The organism is Bacillus sp. 22190, assembly GCF_052045575.1.
Taxonomy (GTDB): domain Bacteria; phylum Bacillota; class Bacilli; order Bacillales; family Bacillaceae; genus Bacillus; species Bacillus altitudinis.
Genome location: NZ_JBQEPF010000004.1, coordinates 277,127 through 299,503 on the forward strand (window position 1 = coordinate 277,127; position 22,377 = coordinate 299,503).

Sequence of the window (22,377 nt, forward strand, 5' to 3'; positions counted from 1 at the left end):
GTTCTCGCTGGAATACTTTAAGATAAACAAAACCATATCAGCCAAAGAAGAAGGCAGGCTGCTGAAGGACTACTTAATCGATCTTGGCATTTCAAAACGAATGCTGACAGATATTAAATTTGACGGCGGTGACCTTCTGATTAATGGAGAGCATGTGACCGTGAGATATGAGCTGCGCGAGGGAGACAGGCTCACCATTTTATTTCCCGAGGAAAAAGTGAGTGAAGGTCTAAAACCTGCGGCCATTCCGCTTGATATTTTATTTGAGGACGAGCACGTGCTTGTGCTGAATAAAAAGCCATATATCCCATCGATTCCTTCTCGAGAGCACCCTGAGCATAGTATTGCAAATGGGTTGCTTCACCATTATGCTAAGCAGTCCGTTCGACTGACTGTCCACTTGGTGAACCGTCTTGATCGTGATACTTCTGGTGTCATGTTAGTCGCTAAACATCGCTTTGCACACAGCCTTTTATCAAAGGCGCAGAAAAAAGGGGAAGTCAAGCGAACGTATAGAGCCATGACACATGGCATGATCACGCAAAAGGAAGGAACAATTAGAGCAAAAATTGCTCGAAAAGGGGACAGCATTATTGAACGAATGGTAGATGAATCTGGTCAGGAAGCCGTAACACATTATACGGTGCGGGCGGTACATACTCATTTAGATATGTCTGATGTGTCCCTTACCCTTGAAACGGGAAGAACTCATCAAATTCGTGTTCACATGCAATTCCTTGGTCATCCGCTTGTTGGAGATACGCTATATGGTGGAACAAGCGAGAGAATAGGCAGGCAGGCACTTCATAGTGAAACCCTTGTTTTTACGCATCCGATAACTGGGGAGTCCATGACCTTTTCGGCTCCTTTGCCGGATGATATGACATTATTGCTTCAGTAAACAAGTAAACCCGGTCACCTGTCATGGTGGACCGGGTTTTTTATTGCGTGAAATGCTGAAATCTTGAATCATCATATGGCATAGATGAAGGAACAGATACTGTCTCAAGCTCTGGATATCTAAGGGCAGAGAGCTTGTGGCCAAAGACGCAGCCTGTATCAATGTTAACCGTTCTACCGATAAATCTTGGTTCTTTTACGGGTGTATGCCCGTACACAATCCATGGTTTTCCGTGATATTCCTTTGCCCAGTCCTTCCTGACAGGTCGACCGTCTGGCCATGTTTCTCCGGTGACTGCTCCAAATAATAGATAAGACCTCATCTGTTTGTTCGGTTTTTTGCCAATATCCTTTTCCTTCATTGCTGCGTGTGCAATGATCAGTTCATTCGGAATCAGTACATCATAAAGCGGTGCCTTTTCAAATAAATGTTTAAATTCACGTGATAAAATGGTTTGTTCATCATGCGGCAGTTTTTTGATTTCGTTCACCGTTGTTTCAATACCGTGCAGTAATTTTACGGGATTTCCTTTCAAATAGCGATACAGCTTAAAACAATGGTTGCCAGGCACATAGCGGATGGCGCCCTTAGAATAGGCGTGTATGACAAATTGCATGACGGCAACTGATCGAGGGCCGCGGTCTGTTAAATCACCAACAAGGGCTAGTGTTCTCTTATCAGGGTGGACAGGTAGTCCATGTTTGAGTTCGTATCCTAGTTTGTGTATGAGGGTAAGCAGCTCTTCGTAGCAGCCGTGGATATCGCCGATGATATCGAATTTCATAAAGGTTCCTCCTGATTTTTTCATCCATTTATCGGATATAAAGAAGTTTGAATTTTAGAAAATATAACGAATGGCTTTCATTTCATTTGGGCAATTGTTAGAATCAATGCTTTAACGTAAAACTTAAAAATTAAACATGAATGTTAGGAGGCTTTAGCCAATGGAGCATACATCTGTTTCATCACTCGTTGTCGTTATTATTGTAGCCTTTTTCACCCCCATTTTATTGCACCGATTTAAGCTGACCATCCCGGTCGTTGTCGCTGAAATCATCATGGGGCTCATCATTGGAAAAAGCGGTCTTCAACTAGTTGTTGAACATGACGCATGGCTAGATACGTTATCCATGCTAGGTTTTATTTTTCTTATGTTTTTAAGTGGACTTGAAATAGATTTTTCTTCTTTTGAATCAAAGAAGAAAGCGCGAGAACTACCAAATGGATTAAAAGAACCGAATACATTTAAAACAGCAACCATTATTTTTGTTGGCGTATTTTGTATGTCCTTTATCCTGTCTTATGCGTTTGTCCTTGCAGGATTTATTCAAAATGCCTTTTTAATGACGCTTATTATTTCCACCATCTCATTGGGTGTGGTAGTTCCTACCTTAAAAGAAGAAAAGTTGATGCAGACGAATATTGGTCAAATCATTTTGCTTGTAGCCGTCATTGCTGATTTGGTGACAATGATTTTACTTGCTGTGTTTTCCTCCATTTATGGCGATGGAACAGGGAACATGTGGTTGCTCTTATTATTATTTGCGGCAGGTATTCTTCTTTATTTATTTGGCCGGGTATTTAAGACAAAGTCCATTTTTCAGTCCATGTCAAAAGGAACGGTGCAAATTGGGACAAGAGCCATCTTTACTCTCATTATAGTCTTAGTTGCCTTATCTGAATCACTCGGTGCTGAAAATATTCTTGGGGCTTTTTTAGCAGGTGTGCTTGTGTCTCTTCTTTCGCCTAATAAAGAACTCGTACAGCAGCTGGACTCATTTGGCTATGGATTTTTAATTCCGATCTTTTTTGTGATGGTCGGTGTGGACCTGAATATATGGTCACTCTTTAAAGATCCAACCATCATGATCATGATTCCGCTACTGTTTATTGCATTATTGCTTAGTAAACTCGTTCCGATTCTTTATTTAAAAAAATGGTATGACATGAAAAAGGTCATTGGTTCTGGTTTTTTATTAACCTCGACGTTATCCCTAGTTATTGCGGCTGCAACGATTGGTGAGCGGCTTGGTGTCATTGATCATAAAATGTCAGGAGCCCTCATTCTAGTCGCTGTGCTCACGAGTATTTTAACGCCTGTTTGGTTTAAGGCGTTATTTAAACAAGAACGTGAAACCAATCATAAAAAGCGTGTGACGTTTATTGGAGCGAATCAGCTGACGTTACCTGTGACGCTTGATTTACATCAGGATGAATATGACATCCGTATTTTACACGTCTTTCAGGAAAATAAAGAAGCCTTGCTTGCTGACTCCATCTTTGAAGTTGAAGCGATTGAACAATATGACGATGATACGCTCAGGCAGGCTGGCATCGGGCAAGAGGATGTGCTCGTTGTGGCTACAGGCAGTGAAACGAAAAATAAGGAAATTGCTTTATTTGCAAAAGAAGAAGGGTCTAAACAAGTCATTGCAAGTGTCAACAAAGCGGAAGCCGAGCTGACTTTAAAGGAAGCAGGGATCGATACCTTTTCTAACTTCTTATCATCTAAAACGGTGCTGAGGGCATTGATTGAAGCACCTGATGCGATTCGCTTGTTAACAAATGAGGATTCTTCTTTGTATCAAATTCAAATGAACAATCATCGATATCATAACGTCATGCTGCGAGAATTTCCTTTTACCGGCGATTTGGTGTTTGTCCGTATTTTTAGAGGAATTGACAGCTTAGTACCGCATGGGGATACGACGCTTAGAAGCGGTGACCGCGTGCTTGTGTCTGGCTCCCGGGAGTATGTGGCAGGACTAAGAGCCCAATTAGAGTTGCAATGAACCCTTGACCGATGAACAAATCCTGATTAAGATAGAGGTACAACAATATATGTTTGATCCACTAGGGGAGTCCTTTAAAAGGGCTGAGATAAAAGTATAGACTTTTAGACCCTCATTACCTGAACAGGTTCATACCTGCGTAGGGAAGTGGTGCGGTGTTTGACTATGCTTTTTACAAATTCCAAACCACTTTCCACGCGGAAAGTGGTTTTTTTATATGGAAAAACAGGAGGAGAGGAACATGACATTTTCGAACGAATGTAAAGAAGCAGCAGCTAGATGGTGGAATGGGAGCTTTACACACCCTTTTGTGAAAGGGATTGGTGATGGCACACTTTCACTCGATCGTTTCACTTATTATGTGATGCAGGATTCGTACTATTTAACTCATTTTGCAAAAGTACAGTCGTATGGAGCCGCCATTAGTGAGGACTTACATACGACAGGCAGAATGGCATATCATGCGCAGGGTACGTATGAAGCAGAGCTATCACTGCATAGAAAGTTCACAGAACTGCTCCAGATCTCTGATGAAGCGCTGGCAAACTTTAAACCTTCTCCAACTGCTTATGCATATACCTCGCATATGTACCGATCTGTGAAAAGCGGTCGTTTTGAAGAAATTTTAGCCGCATTATTGCCGTGCTACTGGCTTTATTATGAGGTAGGAGAAAAACTGAAACAAACAACTCCTGACCATCCGATTTATCAAGAATGGATTTTGACATATGGCGGGGATTGGTTTAAAGAGCTTGTTTTTGAACAGGTGAACCGTTTTGATGAACTTGCAGAAAAAGCGCCAGAACATGTGCGGGCTAATATGAAAGAAAATTTCGTGATTTCGAGCTATTACGAATACCATTTCTGGGAGATGGCGTATGAAAAAGAAATGTGGCAGACAGCATGCTTAGATGGGGTTGGTGCAAATGGAACTCCATGCAGTGACAAATGATACGCTTCCTGTCAGGGAGCTCATCAAGCAAATAAAAGACATTGCGTCTGAAGTAGACTTTATTCATATTCGTGAACGATCGAAGGCAGCAGGTGAGCTGGTTCACCTCGTGAAACAACTCCTAGCAGAAGGTGTTCCGAAAGAAAAGCTGATTATCAATGACCGAGTTGACGTTGCGCTGCTGACCAATATTCACCGGGTTCATCTTCCAGGACACAGCTTTTCGCCAAAGGAATTAAGACAAAAATTTCCTCACCTCCATGCGGGGGTATCGGTTCATTCGATAGAAGAAGCCAAAGCAGCAGAGAAGAACGGGGCAGAGTATGTCATGTTTGGGCACGTGTATGATACCGCATGCAAACCCGGACTTCAGGCGAGAGGCATAAAGGTTGTGGAGGAAATGACTTCTGAGCTGTCCATTCCAGTCGTTGTCATTGGTGGAATCACACCAGAACGATTGCCAGAATTGATGCATGTTGATTTAAAGGGAATAGCCATCATGTCGGGGATTTTTGCTCATCCTCAGCCGCGCAAAATGGCGCAAACATTTTCTAAAAAGCGAAAGGAGAATCCTTATGAACAAGCATTATGATGTGGCAATCATTGGTGGTGGAATCATAGGGATGTCGATCGCTTATCACCTTGCAAAAGCAGGAAAGCAGATTGTCTTATTTGAGGCAAATGAGATCGGGAAGCAAACGACGAGTGCGGCTGCTGGCATGCTGGGTGCACATGCTGAAGGAGAAGGTGATGAGGATATTTTCTTTCAAGTAGGCAGACAAAGTCAGGCTTTATATGAAAAATTAACAGTCGACCTTCAGCATGAATCGGGCATTGATATTCGGACATCAGTGGGCGGAATTATGAAGGTGGCTTTTACAGAACAAGAAAAGCGTGCGCTTTGCCGGATGCAGCATTTGCCCACATTTGAATGGCTTGAAGCAAGCAGCGTAAAAGAACGTATGCCTCAAATAGCAGATGACATCGTAGGAGCAGGCTTGATAGCAGATGATGTACATGTCGAGCCATATGCGGTATGCAGGGCTTTTTGGCAGGCGGCTGTTCGGCACGGAGCGGATGTGAAGGAGTTTACCCCTGTTATCGATGTGAAGAGGGGAAAAGAAACATTGACAGTCAGTACAGCTAAAGGCATCTTCACATGTGATCATCTGACTGTAGCAAGTGGTGTATGGTCAGGCCGTTTTTTAGAAGAACTGGGTTTATCACATTCTCTCTATCCCGTAAAAGGAGAATGCGTGTCTGTTTGGAATAACGGTCCAGCGCTTGCACACACCATCTATCATGATCATTGTTATATCGTTCAAAGGGATAGCGGTAAGCTAGTGATTGGTGCAACGATGAAGCCGAATGACTGGCAGGCCATTCCGACACTTGGCGGTATTGAAGCAGTTATTCACAAAGCATCTCAGCTCATGCCTTCTATTCGAGAGATGCCGATTGATCAATGCTGGGCAGGTCTACGGCCAGCGACAAGCGACCGGCACCCCTATATCGGAAAACATCCGGAAGACGAGCGTATTCTTTTTGCAACGGGACATTACCGAAATGGCATTTTACTTGCGCCAATTACGGGGGAAATCATTCGCGGCTTAATAGCGGGCGAGTCTGTTCACAAGGAATGGCTTCATGCGTTTCGGATTGGGCGAAAGGAGGCATTGTTCGTATGAAAATTCAATTGAATGGAAGAATGGTTGATTTCGATAAGGAAAATGGCACGATTTTTGATCTGCTATCAGCCTATCAACTTGAAAACCGAGTGGTGATCGTTGAAAAAAATCAAGAAATTATAGATAAAGAAGCCTTTCAACAGGTAAAAATTCAACCAAATGACACGATTGAAATCGTTCACTTTGTAGGAGGAGGATGACACCATGCTGCGCATTGGCGGAAAAACATTTACATCAAGACTATTACTAGGGACAGGAAAGTATCCATCATTTGAAGTGCAAAAAGAGGCGGTCAACGTATCAGAAGCTGAAATTTTGACCTTTGCTGTGCGAAGAATGAACATATTTGAACCATCACAGCCCAATTTTTTAGAGCAGCTCGATTTATCAGCCTATACATTGCTGCCAAATACTGCCGGGGCAAGTACAGCGGAAGAAGCGGTGCGGATTGCTCGTTTAGCGAAAGCTTCTGGACTGTGTGACATGATCAAAGTAGAAGTCATTGGCTGTTCAAGGTCTCTTCTGCCAGATCCAGTCGAAACGTTAAAAGCATCTGAAATGCTATTAGAAGAAGGCTTTATCGTGTTGCCATATACGTCAGATGATGTGGTGCTGGCAAAAAAATTAGAAGAACTTGGTGTTCATGCCATTATGCCAGGTGCTTCTCCAATCGGTTCAGGTCAAGGGCTTTTAAACCCTCTGAATCTATCGTTTATTATCGAACAGGCAAAGGTGCCAGTTATTATTGATGCGGGTGTAGGTTCGCCGAAGGATGCTGCTTTTGCGATGGAATTGGGCGCTGATGCTGTATTACTGAATACAGCCGTGTCTGGCGCAAAGGACCCTGTGAAAATGGCTAAAGCGATGAAGCTGGCGATTGAATCTGGAAGACTCGGTTTCGAGGCAGGCCGTATTCCACTCAAAAACTATGGAACAGCCAGCAGTCCGCAAGAAGGAATGCCAGCATTTTGAGCACACGTTATTCACGCCAAGAGCTTTTTAGGCCGATCGGTACAGAAGGACAAAAACGGCTAAATGCCTCAAATGCCGTCATTATTGGGGCTGGGGCACTTGGAACAGCGAGTGCTGAAATGCTCGTCCGTGCCGGCGTAGGATCTGTCACCATTTTGGATAGAGATTATATTGAATGGAGCAACCTGCAGCGTCAGCAGCTTTACACAGAGCAAGATGTTCTTGATCGGCTGCCAAAGGCTGTGGCTGCTGAGAAAAGACTCAAACAGGTGAACAGTGACGTTCACGTGAGAGGAATCGTCATTGACGTGACCGCTCAAAATATTGATGAGTACGTCAGCGGGGCATCCATCATCGTGGATGCAGCGGATAATTTTGAGGTGAGAATGATTGCGAACGATGCGGCCGTCAAACATCAAATTCCGTTCCTTTATGGGGCCTGTGTAGCAAGCTATGGTATTCAATTCACAGTGATTCCTGGTGAAACACCATGTTTACACTGCCTACTTGAGCATTTACCTGCACAAGGCATGACATGTGATACAGCAGGAATTATTAGTCCAGTTGTGCAGCAGGTTGCGGCCTATCAAGTGGCGGATGCACTGAAGCTTTTAACAGGACACCAAATCACGCCGGTATTAAGATCGTTTGATTTATGGACAAACGAGCGATCTGATATTCGATCCGTTACGTCTTTAAAAAAGAAAAAATGTCCAAGCTGCGGTCTTAAGACATATCCATTTCTCTCATATGATCAAAGAGCAAAAGCAGATGTATTATGTGGACGAAATACTGTACAAATTCGCAGTGCACTAGGGGCACCCCCAGCGCTGCATGAAGTAGCCCGTCAGCTAAAGAAAGCAGGAATGGATGTGCTGGAAAATCCTTATTTGCTTTCGTGTCAAAAGGATGAGTACAAGCTCGTTTTATTCAAAGATGGCAGAGCGCTTGTCCATGGGACAAATGATATTGCGAAAGCGAGAACGATTTATCATCAATGGATTGGCTAATGAGAGGGTGAGAAGACATGACGATTAAAAAAGCATTAACCATCGCAGGTACTGATTCTGGTGGTGGAGCAGGTATTCAAGCAGACTTGAAAACCTTTCAGGAGCTTGGTGTGTACGGAATGTCCGCCATTACGGCCATTACAGCGCAAAACACACTTGGTGTTCACGGTATTTATCCACTGTCTATCGAGGCGCTCGAAAGTCAAATTGATGCAGTAGCAGAAGACTTGTTGCCAGATGCCGCTAAAACAGGGATGCTGTGGAGTGCCGACATGATCAGTGTCGTTGCTGAAAAGACGAAGCAATATGACTTGAAACTAATTGTCGATCCAGTCATGATTGCCAAAGGGGGGGCCTCTTTATTAAATGAAGATGCTGTCTCTGCTATGAAAACACAGTTACTGCCTGTCAGTTATGCAGTCACACCGAATCTTCCTGAGGCAGAAGTGCTGACAGGCATGCGCATTCAGACAAAAGACGATCGCCATAGAGCAGCAGAACGACTTTATGAGCTTGGCACGTCCTATGTTGTGATTAAAGGAGGTCATAGTCCTTCAGGCGGCCTCATTACAGACCTTTTGTACGATGGAAAAAGCTTTTTTGAACTCAGTAATGAACATATTGATACACCACATACACACGGAACAGGCTGTACATTTGCAGCGGCATTAACGGCAGAAATAGCAAAAGGTCGTTCCATGAAGGAAGCCTTTGAAACGGCAGAAACCTTTGTCCATGAGGCGATCAAATTTCCTCTGAATATTGGCGCTGGGCACGGACCGACTAACCACTTTGCTTATCAGCAAAACAGAGTCAAAGCATAAAAAGAAGACTGTCTTCACTTGTGAGGACGGTCTTTTTTCTGAAATAAAAACTTTCTTTCAGCGGAAATTGTCAATATCTCATGATATGTGATAAGATTATGATCAGGTACTAATACTATGTCTTGAAAAAATAGGAGGCTTTAATACATATGAACTTTTCTTTAGAAGGCCGTAATATTGTGGTGATGGGTGTTGCCAATAAACGAAGCATCGCTTGGGGGATCGCTCGTTCACTTCACGAAGCAGGAGCTCGTTTGATTTTTACTTATGTTGGAGATCGTCTGGCAGAATCAGTGAAAGAGCTAGCAAGCACGCTAGAGCGTGATGATTCCATTATTCTTCCTTGTGATGTGACAAGTGATGAAGAAATCGAAAAATGTTTTGCAACGATTAAAGAAAAAGTACAAGTCATCCATGGTGTTGCACATGCGATTGCATTTGCGAACAAAGAAGAGCTTGTCGGTGAATATTTGAACACGAACCGTGAAGGTTTCCTTTTAGCGCACAACATTAGTGCCTATTCACTAACAGCAGTAGCAAAAGCAGCACGTCCGCTCATGACAGAAGGCGGAAGCATTGTCACACTTACTTACCTAGGCGGAGAGCGCGTTGTCTCTAACTACAATGTCATGGGTGTAGCAAAAGCAGCCCTTGAAGCAAGTGTGAAATACTTAGCAGCTGATCTTGGAGCGGAAGGCATCCGTGTGAACAGCATTTCTGCTGGTCCAATTCGTACGTTATCTGCAAAAGGAATCAGCGGCTTTAATACGATCCTGAAGGATATTGAAGAGCGTGCACCGCTTCGCCGTACAACGACTCCTGAAGAAGTTGGCGATACAGCACTATTCTTATTCAGTGATTTATCGCGCGGCATGACAGGTGAGAATCTTCATGTTGATTCTGGCTTCCATATCATTGCCCGCTAAACGAATAAATGATTTGCAGCATACCAATCACTGGTATGCTGTTTTTTATTTTTCTTCTGATTTGGGGTGTCGTCTCATATATATAAGGAATGAATCATTCGGGAGGGATCAGTATGTCAAATAAAGGTGATGAGAATCAAAAGCCGCTTATGTATATTGTTCAGCCGAGCTATGATGAATCAGCGCCGGCCATGCAAAATATTGTGAGAAAGCGAAAGAAGTCAGAAAAACCTTCAGAAACCAAAAAAAGTGCCAAAGAGGATGCAATCGAAGAGAGCGTGCAAGAACCTGTATCACAGGAAGTAAAGCAGAAAAAAGAAGAGCCGCCTGCGCTACAGCAAGAGCGGGAGATCAATCTAGAAAAAGATAATTCACAAAATCGAGAGCCAGTACAAGAACAAGAACAACAGCCAGAAGGCGTATTTCATGAAATAAAAGAAGAACCAAGAAGAAAACGAGTGAAGAAGCCGTTAAGCCAAATGAATATCGAGGAGAAAGTCGATTTTCTTACAAGTCTGCCGCATAATATGCCGAGAGCGCTTTGCCTCATCGAAGCCGATGGAAAAACATACAGAGGAATCATCATGGAGAGAAAAGACAATATGGTCGTCATCCGCACAGCAGGCGGCGGTAATCCAGTGGAATTAGCAATTGGTGATATTTCTTCTATTCATCCACTTGGTTTTTAATGAACATAAAAAAAGTCCCATAATGGGACTTTTTTTTGTTAGCAGCTACGGTTGATGAGTCTTGGATTTAAGCACTCGATTGCGCAGAAGCAGTCAAGGTCTACTTCAATGCAATACTTTGATTTTTCTAAACGGAACACATCACATACGGAATCTTTATCTGTAAAATCTAAAATATGACGATCTTTGTCAAATGCAATAAGCAAGCTGAGTGTTGCGCAGTGATCAGAGATGTGTTCGACTCTGAAAAATGCAGTGCTGAAGCAAGGGCCAGCATCTACTTCTCCGACGTTTCCGAATGCGACGAATGGTTTTGATTTTGAGGTAAATAGAACAAACGGGACAGTGTCACCTAATGAATGTGATGGAGAAAGGAGATTGCTGTAACAGCTGGTCGGGCAATCCTCTTCGACGGCATTTTGTAAGTCGTTTATGTTTTCAACAGCCTCTGCTACACAGTTCCATGAATGTTTGCGGCTCATATTCAACCCTCCTATACAAGGAAATTTGTTTGAGTGTTTGAGCACTGTCATCATCATCTATAAGCTTTATGAAGTGTCTCGCCGGTTGATGCATCTAATGTCAATCAATGCGGAAGCGGCCGCCTTTTGCTGACTGCTCCGCATGATTGGTTGTCATTCGTGAGGAAGGGGATGCTTTGACTCATGACAAGTTAGATGAGCGGGCGATTGGTTTAGCCGTGGTGATGATGCTTTTTATCTTTTGTTGGCATGACTCTGTCGACAAGTTCTGGATTTAAACATTGGATCGCGCAGAAACAGTTCAAATCAACTTCGATACAAAAGTCCGCTTTTTCTAAACCAAAGAAGTCAGGATCGCAAGGGTGACAAACGCTTAGCGTATGTCCGTGTACATCAACAGGTCTTAACACAGATAATGTGGCACAGCAGTCATGCAATTTTTCAACCCGGAAGAAAATGGATTCGAAGCATTGGCAATCGTCAACAAATCCTCCAATGTTTCCGAAAGTAGAGAACAATCCGCCCTTTTTATCAAAAAGTAAAAACGGAATCGTATCTTTTCCAGAAACTGTCGGGCTTAATAAATTACTGTAGCAGCTCGTAGGACATTTATCTTCTACAGCTTCCTGCTCTGCTAAAATCTTATCAACCGCATCGCATACACAGTTTTCATCATGTCGGCCATGGTGTTTTCCGCAGCTCATGGATTTCAGCTCCTTTAACAAGGTATTTGACTTTAGTCCTTAACAACATATGTATGCGCCCTCTAGTTGGTGTGGGTAAATGACTATTTATCTTTGTTGTATTTTTAGAAAAAGGAAAAGCAGAGCTTTTCGCTCTGCTTTTGTACATTAGAGGATACCAATTGCAACGATCGTCGCAACAAGTGTCTGTGTAAGCGTTTGGATGGCAATAGAGATGTCCGCATCGATTGTAGAGACTGTAACGTTTCTAGAGTTTTCGATGACAAGTTTCTGGCGATTTGTTTGTTTGTGGCTAGCTGCTTGCAATAGATCTTGCGTGACGCGGTCAGCTAGGTCACCATCAGCGATTGAGATGTTTGTAATGGTGATGATCGCTGTTTGAACAGCTGCTTGGATAGATGCTGCAACCTGTGCATCAACAGAAGAGACGTTAATGTCACAAGAATCTCTAACGATAATGACTTCCTCAGATGTCTGCTTTGTGACACTCACTTGATCAAAGTCTTGTAAAACATCTTCATCATCATAATAGTGGCCGTCACAAACTGCTTTTCTTTCGTAGTTATGATGGTAATCGCCGTGGTGTGTACAGTTGCGATCTAGAGCGACCCAAGAGTATGGTTTAGAATCCATTTCTTTTCCTCCTTCCGTTTACTTTATTAAATGCTGGAATGATTGGTTTTGTCTCGGGCATTTATCCTAGCAGGCAACCCATTTTTATTTAATCGTTATTTTGCTGCGCTTGACGGCGCTGCTGGATACGTTCTCGAAGTGAATTTCGTTTAGGGCGCACTTGTGGTTCAGGCTCGACCTCTTCTGCATGTTTTGCTGCCTCTGCCTGACGCTTTTTCTCTTGCTGCTGCTGTACGAAATCATCTGCTTTCTTTTGTAAATCCTGAACCAGCTTCAAAATCATTCTTCTTTGATCTTCTGAAAGGTTTGCTTTCTGATCATCTGTGACATTATTTTTGTTTAAAATATCACTCACAAGAAGGCTTGTTAATGGATCAACATCAGTGTTAATTTGAAACTCCTTTTTTTCGTTCTCTTCAGCCACGATTATTTCACCTCTTTCATACGTGATGTTAGAAAAAGAAAGGGTCAAAGAATGCCGGCTTCAACTAAAAGTACATTCAGTGTTTGAGTGAGAATTTGGACGGAGTTCATAATGGATGCATCAGATAATGTAATCGTGACGTTATAACAATTGATGATTTGAATCACTGTTTTCTTTTGAACTGTCACTTGTTGTGCAGCTAAAAGCTGTTCTGTGATGTCTGCAGCCAATTCATCATCTGGTACAAGAATTTGAATTAAAAGAGTAATGATTGTCGTTACGGTCGCTTGAAGGGAGAGTGCGGCTGTTACATCTGTTTTATGAATCGTGACATTTTCGGAATCCTTGATTTCGATGAAATCATCATAATTGCTGATTAATTCGTTTAACAGTTGTGTGTATAATAAATCAGCACTTTCTTCAATAGACAATACTTTCACTCCTTTCTTATCTATACATTATTTAATGCAGCAGAGGCTCAAGGTGGAATCGGAAAGCATGAAAAAGTACAACCCAATTTTATTTGCACTCGATTCATCATGGTGGTCTTTCTTTTTGCATATATAAAGAAAGGACGGAAAAAGAAGAATGAAGGAGGTGGAGGTTCCATGAGCGGCGCTTTGTCATTTGCTATATTTGCCCTCGCATCCTTTAGGCTGACGAGATTGATCGTGTTTGATACGATTACAGCCCCCTTTCGCCGTCTATTTCATGAAGAGCAAGAAGAGGTGAACGAACAAGGTGAAGTCGAGACCTATATCGTCATTAAGGGGAAGGGACTGCGATCTTGGATAGGAGAGCTGTTAAGTTGTTATTGGTGTACGGGTATGTGGTGCACTGCTGCTTTACTTGCGATATACATATTTTTTCCTGTCATCAGCATGTGGCTTAATTTACTATTAGCGATTGCCGCCGCAGCAGGCTTGATTGAAGCAGTCGTGTCGAAGCTTGTGAAATAAACAGGCATTCTGATCAGACACGCTTAAAGAAAATGCATATACTAACATGGAATAGGAAAGGAAGGGTTGCGATGAAACCAACTGAAACACCGTCACATATGCTTCAAGGGTATCCAGCGCAGTCAAATCAACAATCTGTATATACGAAGAAAATCAAGAAGACTGGCTGCGGCTGCGGGAAGAAAAAGAAACCTCAATAGGGAAAAACAAAAGCCGGATTTATCCGGTTTTTTTGTTGCCCTTTTTTTGGGTGATGCATATGTAAGAGAGAAGGGGTGACCAGAATGGATGCATTCGAACAATTAATCGGTTCCTTGTTCACTAAACCCCATGATGGGAAAGAGCAAGCGCACGAAAAAGCTGAAATGGATCTAGCGAATAAAGCGAAGGATCTTGAAGAGCACTTAAAAGCATTTGGCGAGAAAATGGATACTTTTGCGAAAGAAACAGAAGCATTCATGATCCGTCATGGAGAGGCAGATTACGTCTTTAAACAGCAGAAATAAAAATTCCGCACTTTTTTATGTGATCGTCCAAACCATTTCATGTATTTTTCATATTTTGTAAGGGAGAAGAGGAGGTGCTTAAATATGAGTTGTTACGGTTACGGTGGCGGTTATTGCGGAGGTTATGGTGGCGGCTACGGCGGCGGTTATGGTTCAACTTTTGTTCTTGTCGTCGTGCTTTTCATCCTTCTAATCATCGTTGGTGCTTCTTTCTTTAACTAAACAGTAAGAAGGTGAGGGAAGCAATAGGGAAGCCTTTTGCTTTCCTTTCTCTTTGCTAACAAGGCAGCAGGATAGGCACATATCTCGCCTATTTTCATATAGTAAGGTGATTACTCCACAAAGAGGAGGCAAAGGAATGGATAATAAGTTCTTTAAAAGTGTGGAAAATAAAACAGGTGTAAATATGAATGATGTCTTTAAGCTTGCAGGTTCTTTGCAAAACGCGAACTTTAAAGATGAGAATACCGTTCGAGGTGTCATTAAAAAAGTGGCGCAGCTTGCAAACAAACGTGTACCTAAAGAAATGGAAGACAAAATCGTTCAATCGATTACAAGTGGAAAAGAAAAGCTTGATTTTAATACAATCGCTAAAATGATGAACAACAAAAAATAAACAACAGGCTCTCCATTTAAAGGGGGGCCTGTTGTTTTTGTGTGAATAATTCACGATTTTTCTTTAAAAGAGGGTACAAAAAGCGGGAGCGGTGAGCAGTTTTTCCTCTTCTATATGATGGAACGGATAGATAAAGGGATAGTTCTGCTCTCGTCATGGCAACGTATAATAAGCGCCGCTCCTCTTCAATGGCTTCTTCATCACCGTTTCTCAGCTCATCAAGTGCAAAGTCATGAGGGAGCGCCCCATCAACCACGCTCGTGATGTACACTGTTTGGAATTCTAGTCCCTTCGCACGGTGGATCGTCATGAGCTGAACGCCTGGTTCATCTGATTTTTCCTTTTCAGCAGATTTCATATGTTCGGCATGAGCGAGGAAGGCTTCAATTGTTTCAAAACGTTTCGCCGCTGTTTTCACATCTCGTACATCATCTGTTCCTTTTTCAAGCACATTCGTATCATTCACGCGTTTTTTTAAATAATCACCAAGTCCCATCCTTTGTTCAATAAACGCTACAGCTTCAGATGGCTTTAACGATTTTAACGTTCGAAACAGGGGAACGATCGATTGCAGTTTTTTGCGCTGAAACGGCTGGATGTCTGTTAGCTTTCCAAGTGCCTCTACCATAGAACAATCTTCCGTAATGGTCAGTGCCTTCATGGTATTCAGTGTTTGCTGCTTTAAAAAGAAAACGGGCAGCAGCAGCTTCATTGCGGCGACATCATCTGCATCCTGACTTAGCGAAAGAAAAGCGAGCAGCACCCGAACAATTCTTCTGCTATAAAAGGCTTTTACGCCAGCATCGGTTTGATACGGAATCGCCGATTGATGAAGACGTTCATAAATCGCACGGCCTCCTGTATTCGTTCTAAACAGCACGCAAAAGTCATTCGGTTTTGCACCGTTTTTAATTTTCTCCTGAATATCTGCTACGATCATGGTCGCTTCCTCTTCCTCGTCATATGGATAAAAAAGAGTCGGCGGAATTTTCTCCACGCGTACGGCTTTTAACGTTTTCTCGTAACGATGCTGGTTCTTCTTAATAATGGCGTCTGCACTTGCGACAATCGTATGATGAGAGCGGTAATTTGCATGTAAATGGACGATCTCGGCTGAAGGATAGTCCTGTTTGAAGTCAAGAATAAAAGCAGGATTGCTTCCTCTAAATGCATAGATGGCTTGATCATCATCGCCTACACAAAATAGCTGCTCGGATTCTCCAGCTAAAAGCTGGATTAATTGATATTGTACGGGATTAATATCTTGAAATTCATCTACTAAAATATACTTGAATCGTTCTTGATATTGTTTGAGCAATTCAGGCTGCTTATTCAGCATGTGTAAACAGGCAATCGCCATGTCATCAAAGTCAAATTGTTGATTTTCACGCTTTTGCTGTTCGTATGACTGATAGATTGTCCACATTTGCTTTTCCTTTTCATCTTTCAGCTCAGGAAGTTCGTTTGGTAAAAAAGCATTTTTCCAATAGCCGATTGATTGCAGCACTTGATCGGTTGGATAGTCTTTTTCATCAAGTCCTTCATGCATGATCGCTTTGCGAATATACTGCTCTTTTTGCCAGTCGAATTTAATCAAATGCTGTCCGTTCCATTTGCCCCGATCATCGTGAAGCAGCATTTTATAAAATAGACTGTGGAATGTGCCTGTCACAACTTGGCTCGCCTGTGAAGGATGAAGCTGATACTGCATACGTAGTCTTTCTTTCATTTCACTGCTTGCTTTTGTGGTGAAGGTCACGAGCAGGATATGGTGAGCAGGGATTTGATGGTGCGACATCAGATAAGCAGCTCTTGCTGTCAGTACCCTTGTTTTCCCGCTGCCGGCGCCAGCTAGTACAAGCATCGGACCGTCTTTGTGTGTGACTGCTTGAAGCTGCGGTGCGCTAAAGGTGATGTGTGGAAAGAGGTCAATGGTATGCACTTCTTCATTCTTTTCTAAATGAAAGGTTTCGCCAAATTGAATGGACCGTGGTTCCTGCCAGTCATCCGATTCTTCTGTTTGTGAGATGATCTGTTTGCCGGTTGGAAAGCGAAAGCCGCCAAGTTCTTTGTAGGATGCCTCTTCCTCTCGTTCAGCCGGTTTCTTTTCCTCTTGTTGTTCTCTTTTTTCGCAAATCTCTTGCTGAGATATTTGCTTATGGATAAAGGCAGGTTCTTCATGTATATTTAATCTAAAAAAGACGGGGTGTCCGCAATATGGGCAAGATAAATGCCCTTTTTTCCCCTCATCATGGAGGAATTGATAGTGTTCTCTCGAATATGTATGTAATGAGATCGTTCGATCATGTCGTCGTGCGCATTTCAAAGCTAGTCCTCCAATAGTCAATCAATCTTAAAAAGAAACACATCTAATCATATCAAATGAGGCGTGTTTCAAACAGTCATAATTAGGGAATAGTAGAGTAGAAGAGAAGCAAAGGAGGCGTTCTTGATGGGATATATAGCCCCGATTCAGCCGGATCTGTATTTTCAATATATCAATCGTCCTGCTCCTCAGGATAAAGAAGACTATGCGAAAGTGACGAAGGTCACCCGCACCTTTCATGACAAGGTATACAGAGAGCTGGAGAAAAAAGAGGACTTAGTGACAGAAGCGGAAACGAAAGTACAGCAAAAAAAGCGGGAACGCTTTGTACGAGATATGTTTATGGAAGAAGGTAAGGGCGTTCATATCAATACTTACGTCTAAATGACTGCGCTTTCTTCCTGAGCGAACGAGATGGAATCAATAAAAAGCCAGAGCATCCATGATGCCCTGGCTTTTTATTTTCGTTAAACGGATAGTGTTTTTGTCATTTTGACATGTGTAATTCCTGCTTCTTCAAACGGTTCTGAAATGGCTTTGTAGCCTTTCTTTTCGTAGAAAGGAAGAGCTTGGACTTGTGCATGCATGACAGCTTCTTTCGCTCCGTTTGCCATCGCTTCAGACTCAAGTGCTTCTAAAAGCTGGTGGCCAAGACCGAAAGAGCGCGCCTCTTTTAATACACAAATTCGTTCAAGCTTTGCCTTATGACCTTCAATTATGCGCAGTCTAGCAGCAGCTTGTGGTTTGTTGTCATCATTATAAATGACAAAGTGAATGGCTTCGTCCTCAAGTTCATCAATTTCGATCTCTAACGGGACTTCTTGTTCTTTTACGAAAACTTCTTTTCGAACATAATAAGCATCTTCTCGTTGTGTTTGTTCTTTTACGATGACTGTATTCAAATGTCTTTAACCCTCTTCTCCTAAGATAAATGTTTCATAAACGGTCCAAGAACCGTTCTCTAATTGATATAAAAGATGGAAGCGGTCAACCGTTTCCTCATGGTCAATTTTTCTCAGCTTCAATGTGCCTAGAACGTCTGAATGCTCATCGTCTGATAACTTTTGAGCCACTGTCACATGCGGAACAAATGCATATTCAGGTGTACCAGCAAGCGGATCAGTGTACAACTTCTCATTGAGAGTCATTAATTCTTCGTTCGGTTCTACTTTCATATAAATCACATTGTTTACAGGAGCGAATGAACTGAATTTTTTTATACGTAACGTAATAGGAGAAGCATTTTTTGCGTACTCTCGCAAGGTGGAGACGACCTCAGCTGCTTCTAGATCCGTTAATTCAAAAGGTGTTCTTAATGTTAAATGAGGTGGTATGAGTGCATAGTTCGGATCATAACGTTTCCGATAAGAGTTCGCAATGTCTTGCAATTTTTTTGATGGAAATAAAACAACTCCGTATTTCATCATGTTCCCTCCTGATTAAGAAAGTATTTATTATTTTTTATTATAACAAAATTCAGTTGATTAACGAATATGGGAGCATTCTTTTTAACGAAGGTGAAATGAGCGGCTGCCAAAACGTCCATTTATGATCGCCTTCGAATGTCTCAAATAAATAATCCGCACCGGACTTCTCCAAAAGGACCTTTAATTCTTCGTTCGGCTGAATAAAGTCTAGCACTTGCCCATCTGTCGTTTTCACAGCTGTTTCTTCTAACCCGATTTGATGGATAATGGCATAATGAGCAAGGGATGATGACTGTTTGACTGCTTGCAGAACCGACTCATCCACGTAAGGAGACTGCAAAATCAGTCCGCCAAATAACGAAGGATAATCAAGGGCTGTCATAAGTGAGATCGTAGCACCTAATGAATCACCAATAAATGTACGACCTGATCCAACTTGATACGTTGGGTAGTGTTCATCAATATACGGAACTAGTTCATTTGCCAAAAAGCGTTTATACGCCTCGAACTTTGGTCCGTCTGGATGATACGTATTTCGCCTTTCAGTCACATTTTCATATGGGACACCAATGATAATCGAGCGTTCCATTTCTTTGTTTTGCATTAATTCTTCCGCCTGTCTGCCTATTTTACCTAGACGGAAATAATCATGACCATCTTGTGCAATGATGACATGATATGTATAAAGGGGGGAGTAATTGACTGGCAAATAAATCAAAATGGTCATATCTGCCCCAAGTTCTTTTGACTGTAAGGTTTCTTCTTGAATGATGCCTGTGTTCTTCACCATAATCCATTCCTCCAGCTAACCAAATTCATCATAAGTGAAACGTTTCCATTCATTGTAACACGAAAAACAGCGTTGTTCCTATATGCTAACATGCAATCAAATTGGCTGACATCCAATCTGCTGCAAAATACAGAAAATTTTAATTAATCGTTACATTTCCCCTTGAAAAATGAGGTTTAATGCGTTACAGTATTAAGAATTAGAACAGACAGACAACACATTCTTATCGTGAGAGGTGGAGGGACTGGCCCTTTGAAACCTCAGCAACCGGTATGCATTACTTTATGTGATGTACCAAGGTGCTAAATCCAGCAAGCAGCTTTTTTGCTTGGAAGATAAGAGGAAGCGATTAAACCCCTTCTTCTTATGAAGAAGGGGTTTTTCTGTTTTGAAATTAGATTTTTACTTAGGATGGTGTCAAATGACAGAACATGTGGAAACGAAGTTAGCGCAAATTGGAAACCGCAGCGAAGAGGCGACTGGAACTGTCAGTCCTCCCGTTTATCTTTCAACAGCTTACAGACATAGAGGCATTGGGGAATCAACAGGATTTGATTATATTCGGACGAAAAACCCAACAAGGCAGCTTGTAGAAGATGCGATTGCTTCACTCGAAGAAGGAACGGCCGGTTTTGCCTTCAGTTCGGGAATGGCTGCCATCCAAACGATCATGGCGCTGTTTGAGAGCGGGGATGAACTCATTGTTTCATCAGATTTATATGGCGGTACATACCGTCTATTTGAAAACGAATGGAAAAAGTACGGACTGCGCTTTGTTTATGATGATTTTTCAGATGAAGACTGTTTACGCTCTAAAATGACGCCAAATACAAAAGCCGTTTTTATTGAAACGCCAACAAACCCACTCATGCAGGAAGCGGATATTCAAAAGGTTGCGAAAATCGCAAAAGAACACGGTGCATTGGTCATTGTGGATAACACCTTTTATACGCCCGTCTTGCAAAAACCGATTACACTCGGAGCGGACATTGTCATTCATAGTGCCACCAAATATTTAGGCGGACATAACGATGTTCTTGCCGGACTTGTCGTCACAAAAGGAGAGAAGCTATCGGAAGACATGTTCCAGCATCAAAACGCCATTGGGGCGGTTTTATCACCATTTGACTCATGGCTTTTAATGAGAGGAATGAAAACATTGGCGCTGAGAATGCGCCAGCACGAAGCAAATGCGAAAGAATTAGCTGACTTTCTAAATCAGCAGCCGGAAATTCAAGATGTCCTTTACCCAGGAAAGGGAGGCATGCTGTCATTCCGAGTAGCCAAAGAGGACTGGGTCAATCCATTTTTGAAGCAGCTGAAAACGATTTGTTTTGCTGAAAGCCTTGGCGGAGTCGAAAGCTTCATTACGTATCCTGCAACGCAAACGCACATGGATATTCCAGAAGAGATTCGCATCGCAAACGGTGTGTGTAATAAGCTTCTCCGTTTCTCTGTTGGGATTGAGCATGTGGAGGACCTAAAAGCAGACTTAAAACAGGCACTATCAAATGTGAAAGAGGAGGTACACACGAAATGACCACACATGATTGGACACTAGAAACACAACTCGTTCATAATGCGTTTAAAACAGACCGCTCAACAGGTGCAGTCAGTGTACCGATTCAACATGCATCGACGTTTCACCAAAGCAGCTTCGATGACTTTGGTCAATATGACTACTCCCGATCAGGCACCCCTACACGTCAGGCATTGGAGGATACCATTGCAGCGCTAGAAGGAGGAACGAGAGGGCTTGCCTTTGCGTCAGGTATGGCAGCCATTTCAACCGCTTTTCTTCTATTATCAAAAGGAGATCATGTCCTTGTCACAAGAGATGTGTACGGAGGTACTTTCCGAATGATCACCCAAGTTCTTTCAAGATTTGGGATTGAGCATACCTTTGTGGACATGACCAATTTGAATGAAGTGAAACAAGGCATTCAATCAAATACAAAAGTCATTTACATGGAAACACCGTCAAACCCTACACTCGGTATTACGGATATTGAAGGTGTCGTACAGATTGCGAAAGAACATGACTGTCTGACTTTCTTAGATAATACGTTTTTAACGCCTGCGCTTCAGCGTCCGCTGGACCTTGGTGTAGACGTTGTGCTGCACAGTGCAACGAAATTTTTAAGCGGCCACAGTGATGTACTGTCAGGCTTAGCCGTGGTGAAAGATGAGAAGCTAGGAGACGAACTTTATTCGCTGCAAAACTCCTTCGGGGCGGTACTTGGCGTACAGGATTGCTGGCTTGTGCTTAGAGGATTAAAGACCCTTCAAGTCAGATTAGAAAAAGCCAGTCAAACCGCATTAGAACTGGCTACATTCCTAAAAGAACATCCTGCGGTCAAAAAAGTATATTACCCAGGATTAGATGATCACCCAGGGGCAGACATTCAGCGGAAGCAGGCGAGCGGTGCAGGTGCTGTTCTTTCATTTGAACTAGAAAACCAAGCGGCTGTCAAAGAATTGGTCGATGGCGTCACATTACCTGTATTCGCTGTCAGCCTTGGCGCCGTCGAATCCATTCTGTCGTACCCAGCCAAAATGTCACATGCCGCTATGCCAAAAGAAGAAAGAGAAAAAAGAGGCATCACGGATGGTTTACTTCGATTAAGTGTGGGCGTAGAAAACGGAGAAGACCTCAAAAGGGACTTCAAACAAGCACTAGATCAACTAAAGCCAGCTCTTGTGAACCAATCATAAAAGTCAGTGAAAAGCCGGTGCAGATACCGGCTTTGTGCCTT

Annotated in this window: 29 protein-coding genes and 2 riboswitches; of the genes, 19 read left to right on the plus strand and 10 right to left on the minus strand. The window is 42.5% G+C overall.

What is annotated here, in order from left to right; genetic code table 11:
• Window positions 1–7 precede the first annotated feature (7 nt).
• The gene (locus ACTJKA_RS07885; protein ID WP_268357531.1) at window positions 8–901 is read left to right on the plus strand and encodes an RluA family pseudouridine synthase; all 894 of its coding nucleotides are present in this window, start codon (window positions 8–10) and stop codon (window positions 899–901) included.
• Window positions 902–941: 40 nt separating this feature from the next.
• Here ACTJKA_RS07885 and prpE read toward each other — a convergent pair whose 3' ends face one another.
• Window positions 942–1,685 (minus strand): bis(5'-nucleosyl)-tetraphosphatase PrpE, encoded by a 744-nt coding sequence (prpE, locus tag ACTJKA_RS07890; RefSeq protein ID WP_039963415.1) that lies wholly within the window; start codon window positions 1,683–1,685, stop codon window positions 942–944.
• A 160-nt stretch (window positions 1,686–1,845) separates the two neighbouring features.
• Here prpE and ACTJKA_RS07895 point away from each other — a divergent pair, with 160 nt between their 5' ends.
• From ACTJKA_RS07895 to ACTJKA_RS07940, 10 genes are all read left to right on the plus strand, one after another.
• Complete coding sequence (locus ACTJKA_RS07895; RefSeq protein WP_046527497.1) at window positions 1,846–3,693, plus strand: monovalent cation:proton antiporter family protein; 1,848 nt, start codon at window positions 1,846–1,848, stop codon at window positions 3,691–3,693.
• A gap of 53 nt (window positions 3,694–3,746) precedes the next feature.
• Window positions 3,747–3,856, plus strand: a riboswitch (TPP riboswitch).
• A 78-nt stretch (window positions 3,857–3,934) separates the two neighbouring features.
• Window positions 3,935–4,645, plus strand: coding sequence for a thiaminase II (gene tenA / locus ACTJKA_RS07900; protein ID WP_017367022.1), 711 nt, complete (start codon window positions 3,935–3,937; stop codon window positions 4,643–4,645).
• Window positions 4,620–5,237, plus strand: a complete 618-nt coding sequence (gene tenI / locus ACTJKA_RS07905) for a thiazole tautomerase TenI (protein WP_025207159.1) — start codon at window positions 4,620–4,622, stop codon at window positions 5,235–5,237. Before tenA ends, tenI begins: the two co-directional genes overlap by 26 nt.
• Window positions 5,221–6,333, plus strand: a complete 1,113-nt coding sequence (thiO, locus tag ACTJKA_RS07910) for a glycine oxidase ThiO (protein ID WP_081114663.1) — start codon at window positions 5,221–5,223, stop codon at window positions 6,331–6,333. Before tenI ends, thiO begins: the two co-directional genes overlap by 17 nt.
• On the plus strand, window positions 6,330–6,533 hold the full coding sequence (gene thiS / locus ACTJKA_RS07915) for a sulfur carrier protein ThiS (protein WP_017367025.1): 204 nt from the start codon (window positions 6,330–6,332) through the stop codon (window positions 6,531–6,533). The genes thiO and thiS overlap by 4 nt, the downstream gene beginning before the upstream one ends.
• A 4-nt stretch (window positions 6,534–6,537) precedes the next feature.
• Window positions 6,538–7,305: a thiazole synthase gene (locus tag ACTJKA_RS07920; RefSeq protein ID WP_440607673.1), complete on the plus strand. Its 768-nt coding sequence runs from the start codon at window positions 6,538–6,540 to the stop codon at window positions 7,303–7,305.
• A complete protein-coding gene (locus ACTJKA_RS07925) occupies window positions 7,302–8,315 on the plus strand; it encodes a thiazole biosynthesis adenylyltransferase ThiF (RefSeq protein WP_048003221.1) in 1,014 nt (337 codons plus the stop codon). The genes ACTJKA_RS07920 and ACTJKA_RS07925 overlap by 4 nt, the downstream gene beginning before the upstream one ends.
• A 17-nt stretch (window positions 8,316–8,332) precedes the next feature.
• The gene (gene thiD, locus ACTJKA_RS07930; protein ID WP_007498975.1) at window positions 8,333–9,139 is read left to right on the plus strand and encodes a bifunctional hydroxymethylpyrimidine kinase/phosphomethylpyrimidine kinase; all 807 of its coding nucleotides are present in this window, start codon (window positions 8,333–8,335) and stop codon (window positions 9,137–9,139) included.
• Between the two features lie 149 nt (window positions 9,140–9,288).
• Window positions 9,289–10,065 (plus strand): enoyl-ACP reductase FabI, encoded by a 777-nt coding sequence (gene fabI / locus ACTJKA_RS07935; protein WP_003211867.1) that lies wholly within the window; start codon window positions 9,289–9,291, stop codon window positions 10,063–10,065.
• A gap of 113 nt (window positions 10,066–10,178) precedes the next feature.
• Window positions 10,179–10,754, plus strand: a complete 576-nt coding sequence (locus tag ACTJKA_RS07940) for a CotO family spore coat protein (protein WP_322536346.1) — start codon at window positions 10,179–10,181, stop codon at window positions 10,752–10,754.
• Between the two features lie 38 nt (window positions 10,755–10,792).
• Here the strand turns inward: ACTJKA_RS07940 and ACTJKA_RS07945 are convergent, their stop codons facing one another.
• The 5 genes from ACTJKA_RS07945 to ACTJKA_RS07965 form a co-directional block, all read right to left on the minus strand.
• Window positions 10,793–11,236, minus strand: coding sequence for a CotY/CotZ family spore coat protein (locus ACTJKA_RS07945; protein WP_008348434.1), 444 nt, complete (start codon window positions 11,234–11,236; stop codon window positions 10,793–10,795).
• Window positions 11,237–11,448: 212 nt separating this feature from the next.
• Complete coding sequence (locus ACTJKA_RS07950; protein WP_008348432.1) at window positions 11,449–11,940, minus strand: CotY/CotZ family spore coat protein; 492 nt, start codon at window positions 11,938–11,940, stop codon at window positions 11,449–11,451.
• A 147-nt stretch (window positions 11,941–12,087) separates the two neighbouring features.
• Complete coding sequence (locus tag ACTJKA_RS07955; protein ID WP_008348431.1) at window positions 12,088–12,573, minus strand: spore coat protein; 486 nt, start codon at window positions 12,571–12,573, stop codon at window positions 12,088–12,090.
• Window positions 12,574–12,661: 88 nt separating this feature from the next.
• Window positions 12,662–12,997 carry a hypothetical protein gene (locus ACTJKA_RS07960; RefSeq protein ID WP_035392394.1) on the minus strand — a complete coding sequence of 112 codons (336 nt, stop codon included), beginning with the start codon at window positions 12,995–12,997 and terminating at the stop codon, window positions 12,662–12,664.
• Window positions 12,998–13,041: 44 nt separating this feature from the next.
• Window positions 13,042–13,428 carry a spore coat protein gene (locus ACTJKA_RS07965; protein WP_007498962.1) on the minus strand — a complete coding sequence of 129 codons (387 nt, stop codon included), beginning with the start codon at window positions 13,426–13,428 and terminating at the stop codon, window positions 13,042–13,044.
• A gap of 177 nt (window positions 13,429–13,605) precedes the next feature.
• On the opposite strand from ACTJKA_RS07965, the gene ACTJKA_RS07970 reads away from it, so the two are divergent.
• From ACTJKA_RS07970 to ACTJKA_RS07990, 5 genes are all read left to right on the plus strand, one after another.
• Entirely contained in the window at window positions 13,606–13,956 is a 351-nt protein-coding gene (locus tag ACTJKA_RS07970; RefSeq protein WP_019743061.1) for a DUF1360 domain-containing protein, read from the plus strand.
• A gap of 71 nt (window positions 13,957–14,027) precedes the next feature.
• Window positions 14,028–14,156: a hypothetical protein gene (locus ACTJKA_RS07975; RefSeq protein ID WP_008348422.1), complete on the plus strand. Its 129-nt coding sequence runs from the start codon at window positions 14,028–14,030 to the stop codon at window positions 14,154–14,156.
• 84 nt (window positions 14,157–14,240) lie between these two features.
• Window positions 14,241–14,462, plus strand: coding sequence for a hypothetical protein (locus ACTJKA_RS07980; protein WP_008348420.1), 222 nt, complete (start codon window positions 14,241–14,243; stop codon window positions 14,460–14,462).
• A gap of 84 nt (window positions 14,463–14,546) precedes the next feature.
• Entirely contained in the window at window positions 14,547–14,684 is a 138-nt protein-coding gene (locus tag ACTJKA_RS07985) for a YjcZ family sporulation protein (RefSeq protein WP_008348419.1), read from the plus strand.
• Between the two features lie 136 nt (window positions 14,685–14,820).
• Entirely contained in the window at window positions 14,821–15,078 is a 258-nt protein-coding gene (locus tag ACTJKA_RS07990; RefSeq protein WP_008348417.1) for a stage VI sporulation protein F, read from the plus strand.
• 16 nt (window positions 15,079–15,094) lie between these two features.
• Here the strand turns inward: ACTJKA_RS07990 and ACTJKA_RS07995 are convergent, their stop codons facing one another.
• Window positions 15,095–17,404, minus strand: coding sequence for an ATP-dependent helicase (locus ACTJKA_RS07995; RefSeq protein ID WP_268357707.1), 2,310 nt, complete (start codon window positions 17,402–17,404; stop codon window positions 15,095–15,097).
• 126 nt (window positions 17,405–17,530) lie between these two features.
• On the opposite strand from ACTJKA_RS07995, the gene ACTJKA_RS08000 reads away from it, so the two are divergent.
• A complete protein-coding gene (locus tag ACTJKA_RS08000) occupies window positions 17,531–17,788 on the plus strand; it encodes a hypothetical protein (RefSeq protein ID WP_008348414.1) in 258 nt (85 codons plus the stop codon).
• An 83-nt stretch (window positions 17,789–17,871) separates the two neighbouring features.
• On the opposite strand, the gene ACTJKA_RS08005 is transcribed toward ACTJKA_RS08000, so the two are convergent.
• From ACTJKA_RS08005 to ACTJKA_RS08015, 3 genes are read right to left on the minus strand one after another with little or no spacing between them, the layout of a single operon-like run.
• Entirely contained in the window at window positions 17,872–18,306 is a 435-nt protein-coding gene (locus ACTJKA_RS08005; RefSeq protein WP_047945552.1) for a GNAT family N-acetyltransferase, read from the minus strand.
• Between the two features lie 6 nt (window positions 18,307–18,312).
• Entirely contained in the window at window positions 18,313–18,828 is a 516-nt protein-coding gene (locus tag ACTJKA_RS08010; protein WP_024720139.1) for a YjcG family protein, read from the minus strand.
• 52 nt (window positions 18,829–18,880) lie between these two features.
• Entirely contained in the window at window positions 18,881–19,621 is a 741-nt protein-coding gene (locus ACTJKA_RS08015) for an esterase family protein (RefSeq protein ID WP_440607674.1), read from the minus strand.
• 220 nt (window positions 19,622–19,841) lie between these two features.
• Window positions 19,842–19,963: riboswitch (SAM riboswitch) on the plus strand.
• Between the two features lie 79 nt (window positions 19,964–20,042).
• Here ACTJKA_RS08015 and ACTJKA_RS08020 point away from each other — a divergent pair.
• Window positions 20,043–21,161: a methionine biosynthesis PLP-dependent protein gene (locus ACTJKA_RS08020; protein ID WP_268357709.1), complete on the plus strand. Its 1,119-nt coding sequence runs from the start codon at window positions 20,043–20,045 to the stop codon at window positions 21,159–21,161.
• The gene (metC, locus tag ACTJKA_RS08025) at window positions 21,158–22,336 is read left to right on the plus strand and encodes a cystathionine beta-lyase (RefSeq protein WP_125589033.1); all 1,179 of its coding nucleotides are present in this window, start codon (window positions 21,158–21,160) and stop codon (window positions 22,334–22,336) included. The genes ACTJKA_RS08020 and metC overlap by 4 nt, the downstream gene beginning before the upstream one ends.
• The last annotated feature ends 41 nt before the right edge of the window (window positions 22,337–22,377 follow it).

What these genes read in the sequence shown, in the direction of transcription:
- ACTJKA_RS07955 (WP_008348431.1), bottom strand. Translation starts at nt 12,573, where the DNA reads ATGGATTCTAAACCATACTCTTGGGTCGCTCTAGATCGCAACTGTACA.
- tenA (WP_017367022.1), top strand. Translation starts at nt 3,935, where the DNA reads ATGACATTTTCGAACGAATGTAAAGAAGCAGCAGCTAGATGGTGGAAT.
- metC (WP_125589033.1), top strand. Translation starts at nt 21,158, where the DNA reads ATGACCACACATGATTGGACACTAGAAACACAACTCGTTCATAATGCG.
- ACTJKA_RS07985 (WP_008348419.1), top strand. Translation starts at nt 14,547, where the DNA reads ATGAGTTGTTACGGTTACGGTGGCGGTTATTGCGGAGGTTATGGTGGC.
- ACTJKA_RS08020 (WP_268357709.1), top strand. Translation starts at nt 20,043, where the DNA reads ATGACAGAACATGTGGAAACGAAGTTAGCGCAAATTGGAAACCGCAGC.
- ACTJKA_RS07970 (WP_019743061.1), top strand. Translation starts at nt 13,606, where the DNA reads ATGAGCGGCGCTTTGTCATTTGCTATATTTGCCCTCGCATCCTTTAGG.
- ACTJKA_RS08000 (WP_008348414.1), top strand. Translation starts at nt 17,531, where the DNA reads ATGGGATATATAGCCCCGATTCAGCCGGATCTGTATTTTCAATATATC.
- ACTJKA_RS07895 (WP_046527497.1), top strand. Translation starts at nt 1,846, where the DNA reads ATGGAGCATACATCTGTTTCATCACTCGTTGTCGTTATTATTGTAGCC.
- ACTJKA_RS08015 (WP_440607674.1), bottom strand. Translation starts at nt 19,621, where the DNA reads ATGGTGAAGAACACAGGCATCATTCAAGAAGAAACCTTACAGTCAAAA.
- thiS (WP_017367025.1), top strand. Translation starts at nt 6,330, where the DNA reads ATGAAAATTCAATTGAATGGAAGAATGGTTGATTTCGATAAGGAAAAT.
- ACTJKA_RS07945 (WP_008348434.1), bottom strand. Translation starts at nt 11,236, where the DNA reads ATGAGCCGCAAACATTCATGGAACTGTGTAGCAGAGGCTGTTGAAAAC.
- prpE (WP_039963415.1), bottom strand. Translation starts at nt 1,685, where the DNA reads ATGAAATTCGATATCATCGGCGATATCCACGGCTGCTACGAAGAGCTG.
- ACTJKA_RS07980 (WP_008348420.1), top strand. Translation starts at nt 14,241, where the DNA reads ATGGATGCATTCGAACAATTAATCGGTTCCTTGTTCACTAAACCCCAT.
- ACTJKA_RS07940 (WP_322536346.1), top strand. Translation starts at nt 10,179, where the DNA reads ATGTCAAATAAAGGTGATGAGAATCAAAAGCCGCTTATGTATATTGTT.
- thiO (WP_081114663.1), top strand. Translation starts at nt 5,221, where the DNA reads ATGAACAAGCATTATGATGTGGCAATCATTGGTGGTGGAATCATAGGG.
- ACTJKA_RS07920 (WP_440607673.1), top strand. Translation starts at nt 6,538, where the DNA reads ATGCTGCGCATTGGCGGAAAAACATTTACATCAAGACTATTACTAGGG.
- ACTJKA_RS07950 (WP_008348432.1), bottom strand. Translation starts at nt 11,940, where the DNA reads ATGAGCTGCGGAAAACACCATGGCCGACATGATGAAAACTGTGTATGC.
- tenI (WP_025207159.1), top strand. Translation starts at nt 4,620, where the DNA reads ATGGAACTCCATGCAGTGACAAATGATACGCTTCCTGTCAGGGAGCTC.
- fabI (WP_003211867.1), top strand. Translation starts at nt 9,289, where the DNA reads ATGAACTTTTCTTTAGAAGGCCGTAATATTGTGGTGATGGGTGTTGCC.
- ACTJKA_RS07990 (WP_008348417.1), top strand. Translation starts at nt 14,821, where the DNA reads ATGGATAATAAGTTCTTTAAAAGTGTGGAAAATAAAACAGGTGTAAAT.
- ACTJKA_RS07975 (WP_008348422.1), top strand. Translation starts at nt 14,028, where the DNA reads ATGAAACCAACTGAAACACCGTCACATATGCTTCAAGGGTATCCAGCG.
- ACTJKA_RS08010 (WP_024720139.1), bottom strand. Translation starts at nt 18,828, where the DNA reads ATGAAATACGGAGTTGTTTTATTTCCATCAAAAAAATTGCAAGACATT.
- thiD (WP_007498975.1), top strand. Translation starts at nt 8,333, where the DNA reads ATGACGATTAAAAAAGCATTAACCATCGCAGGTACTGATTCTGGTGGT.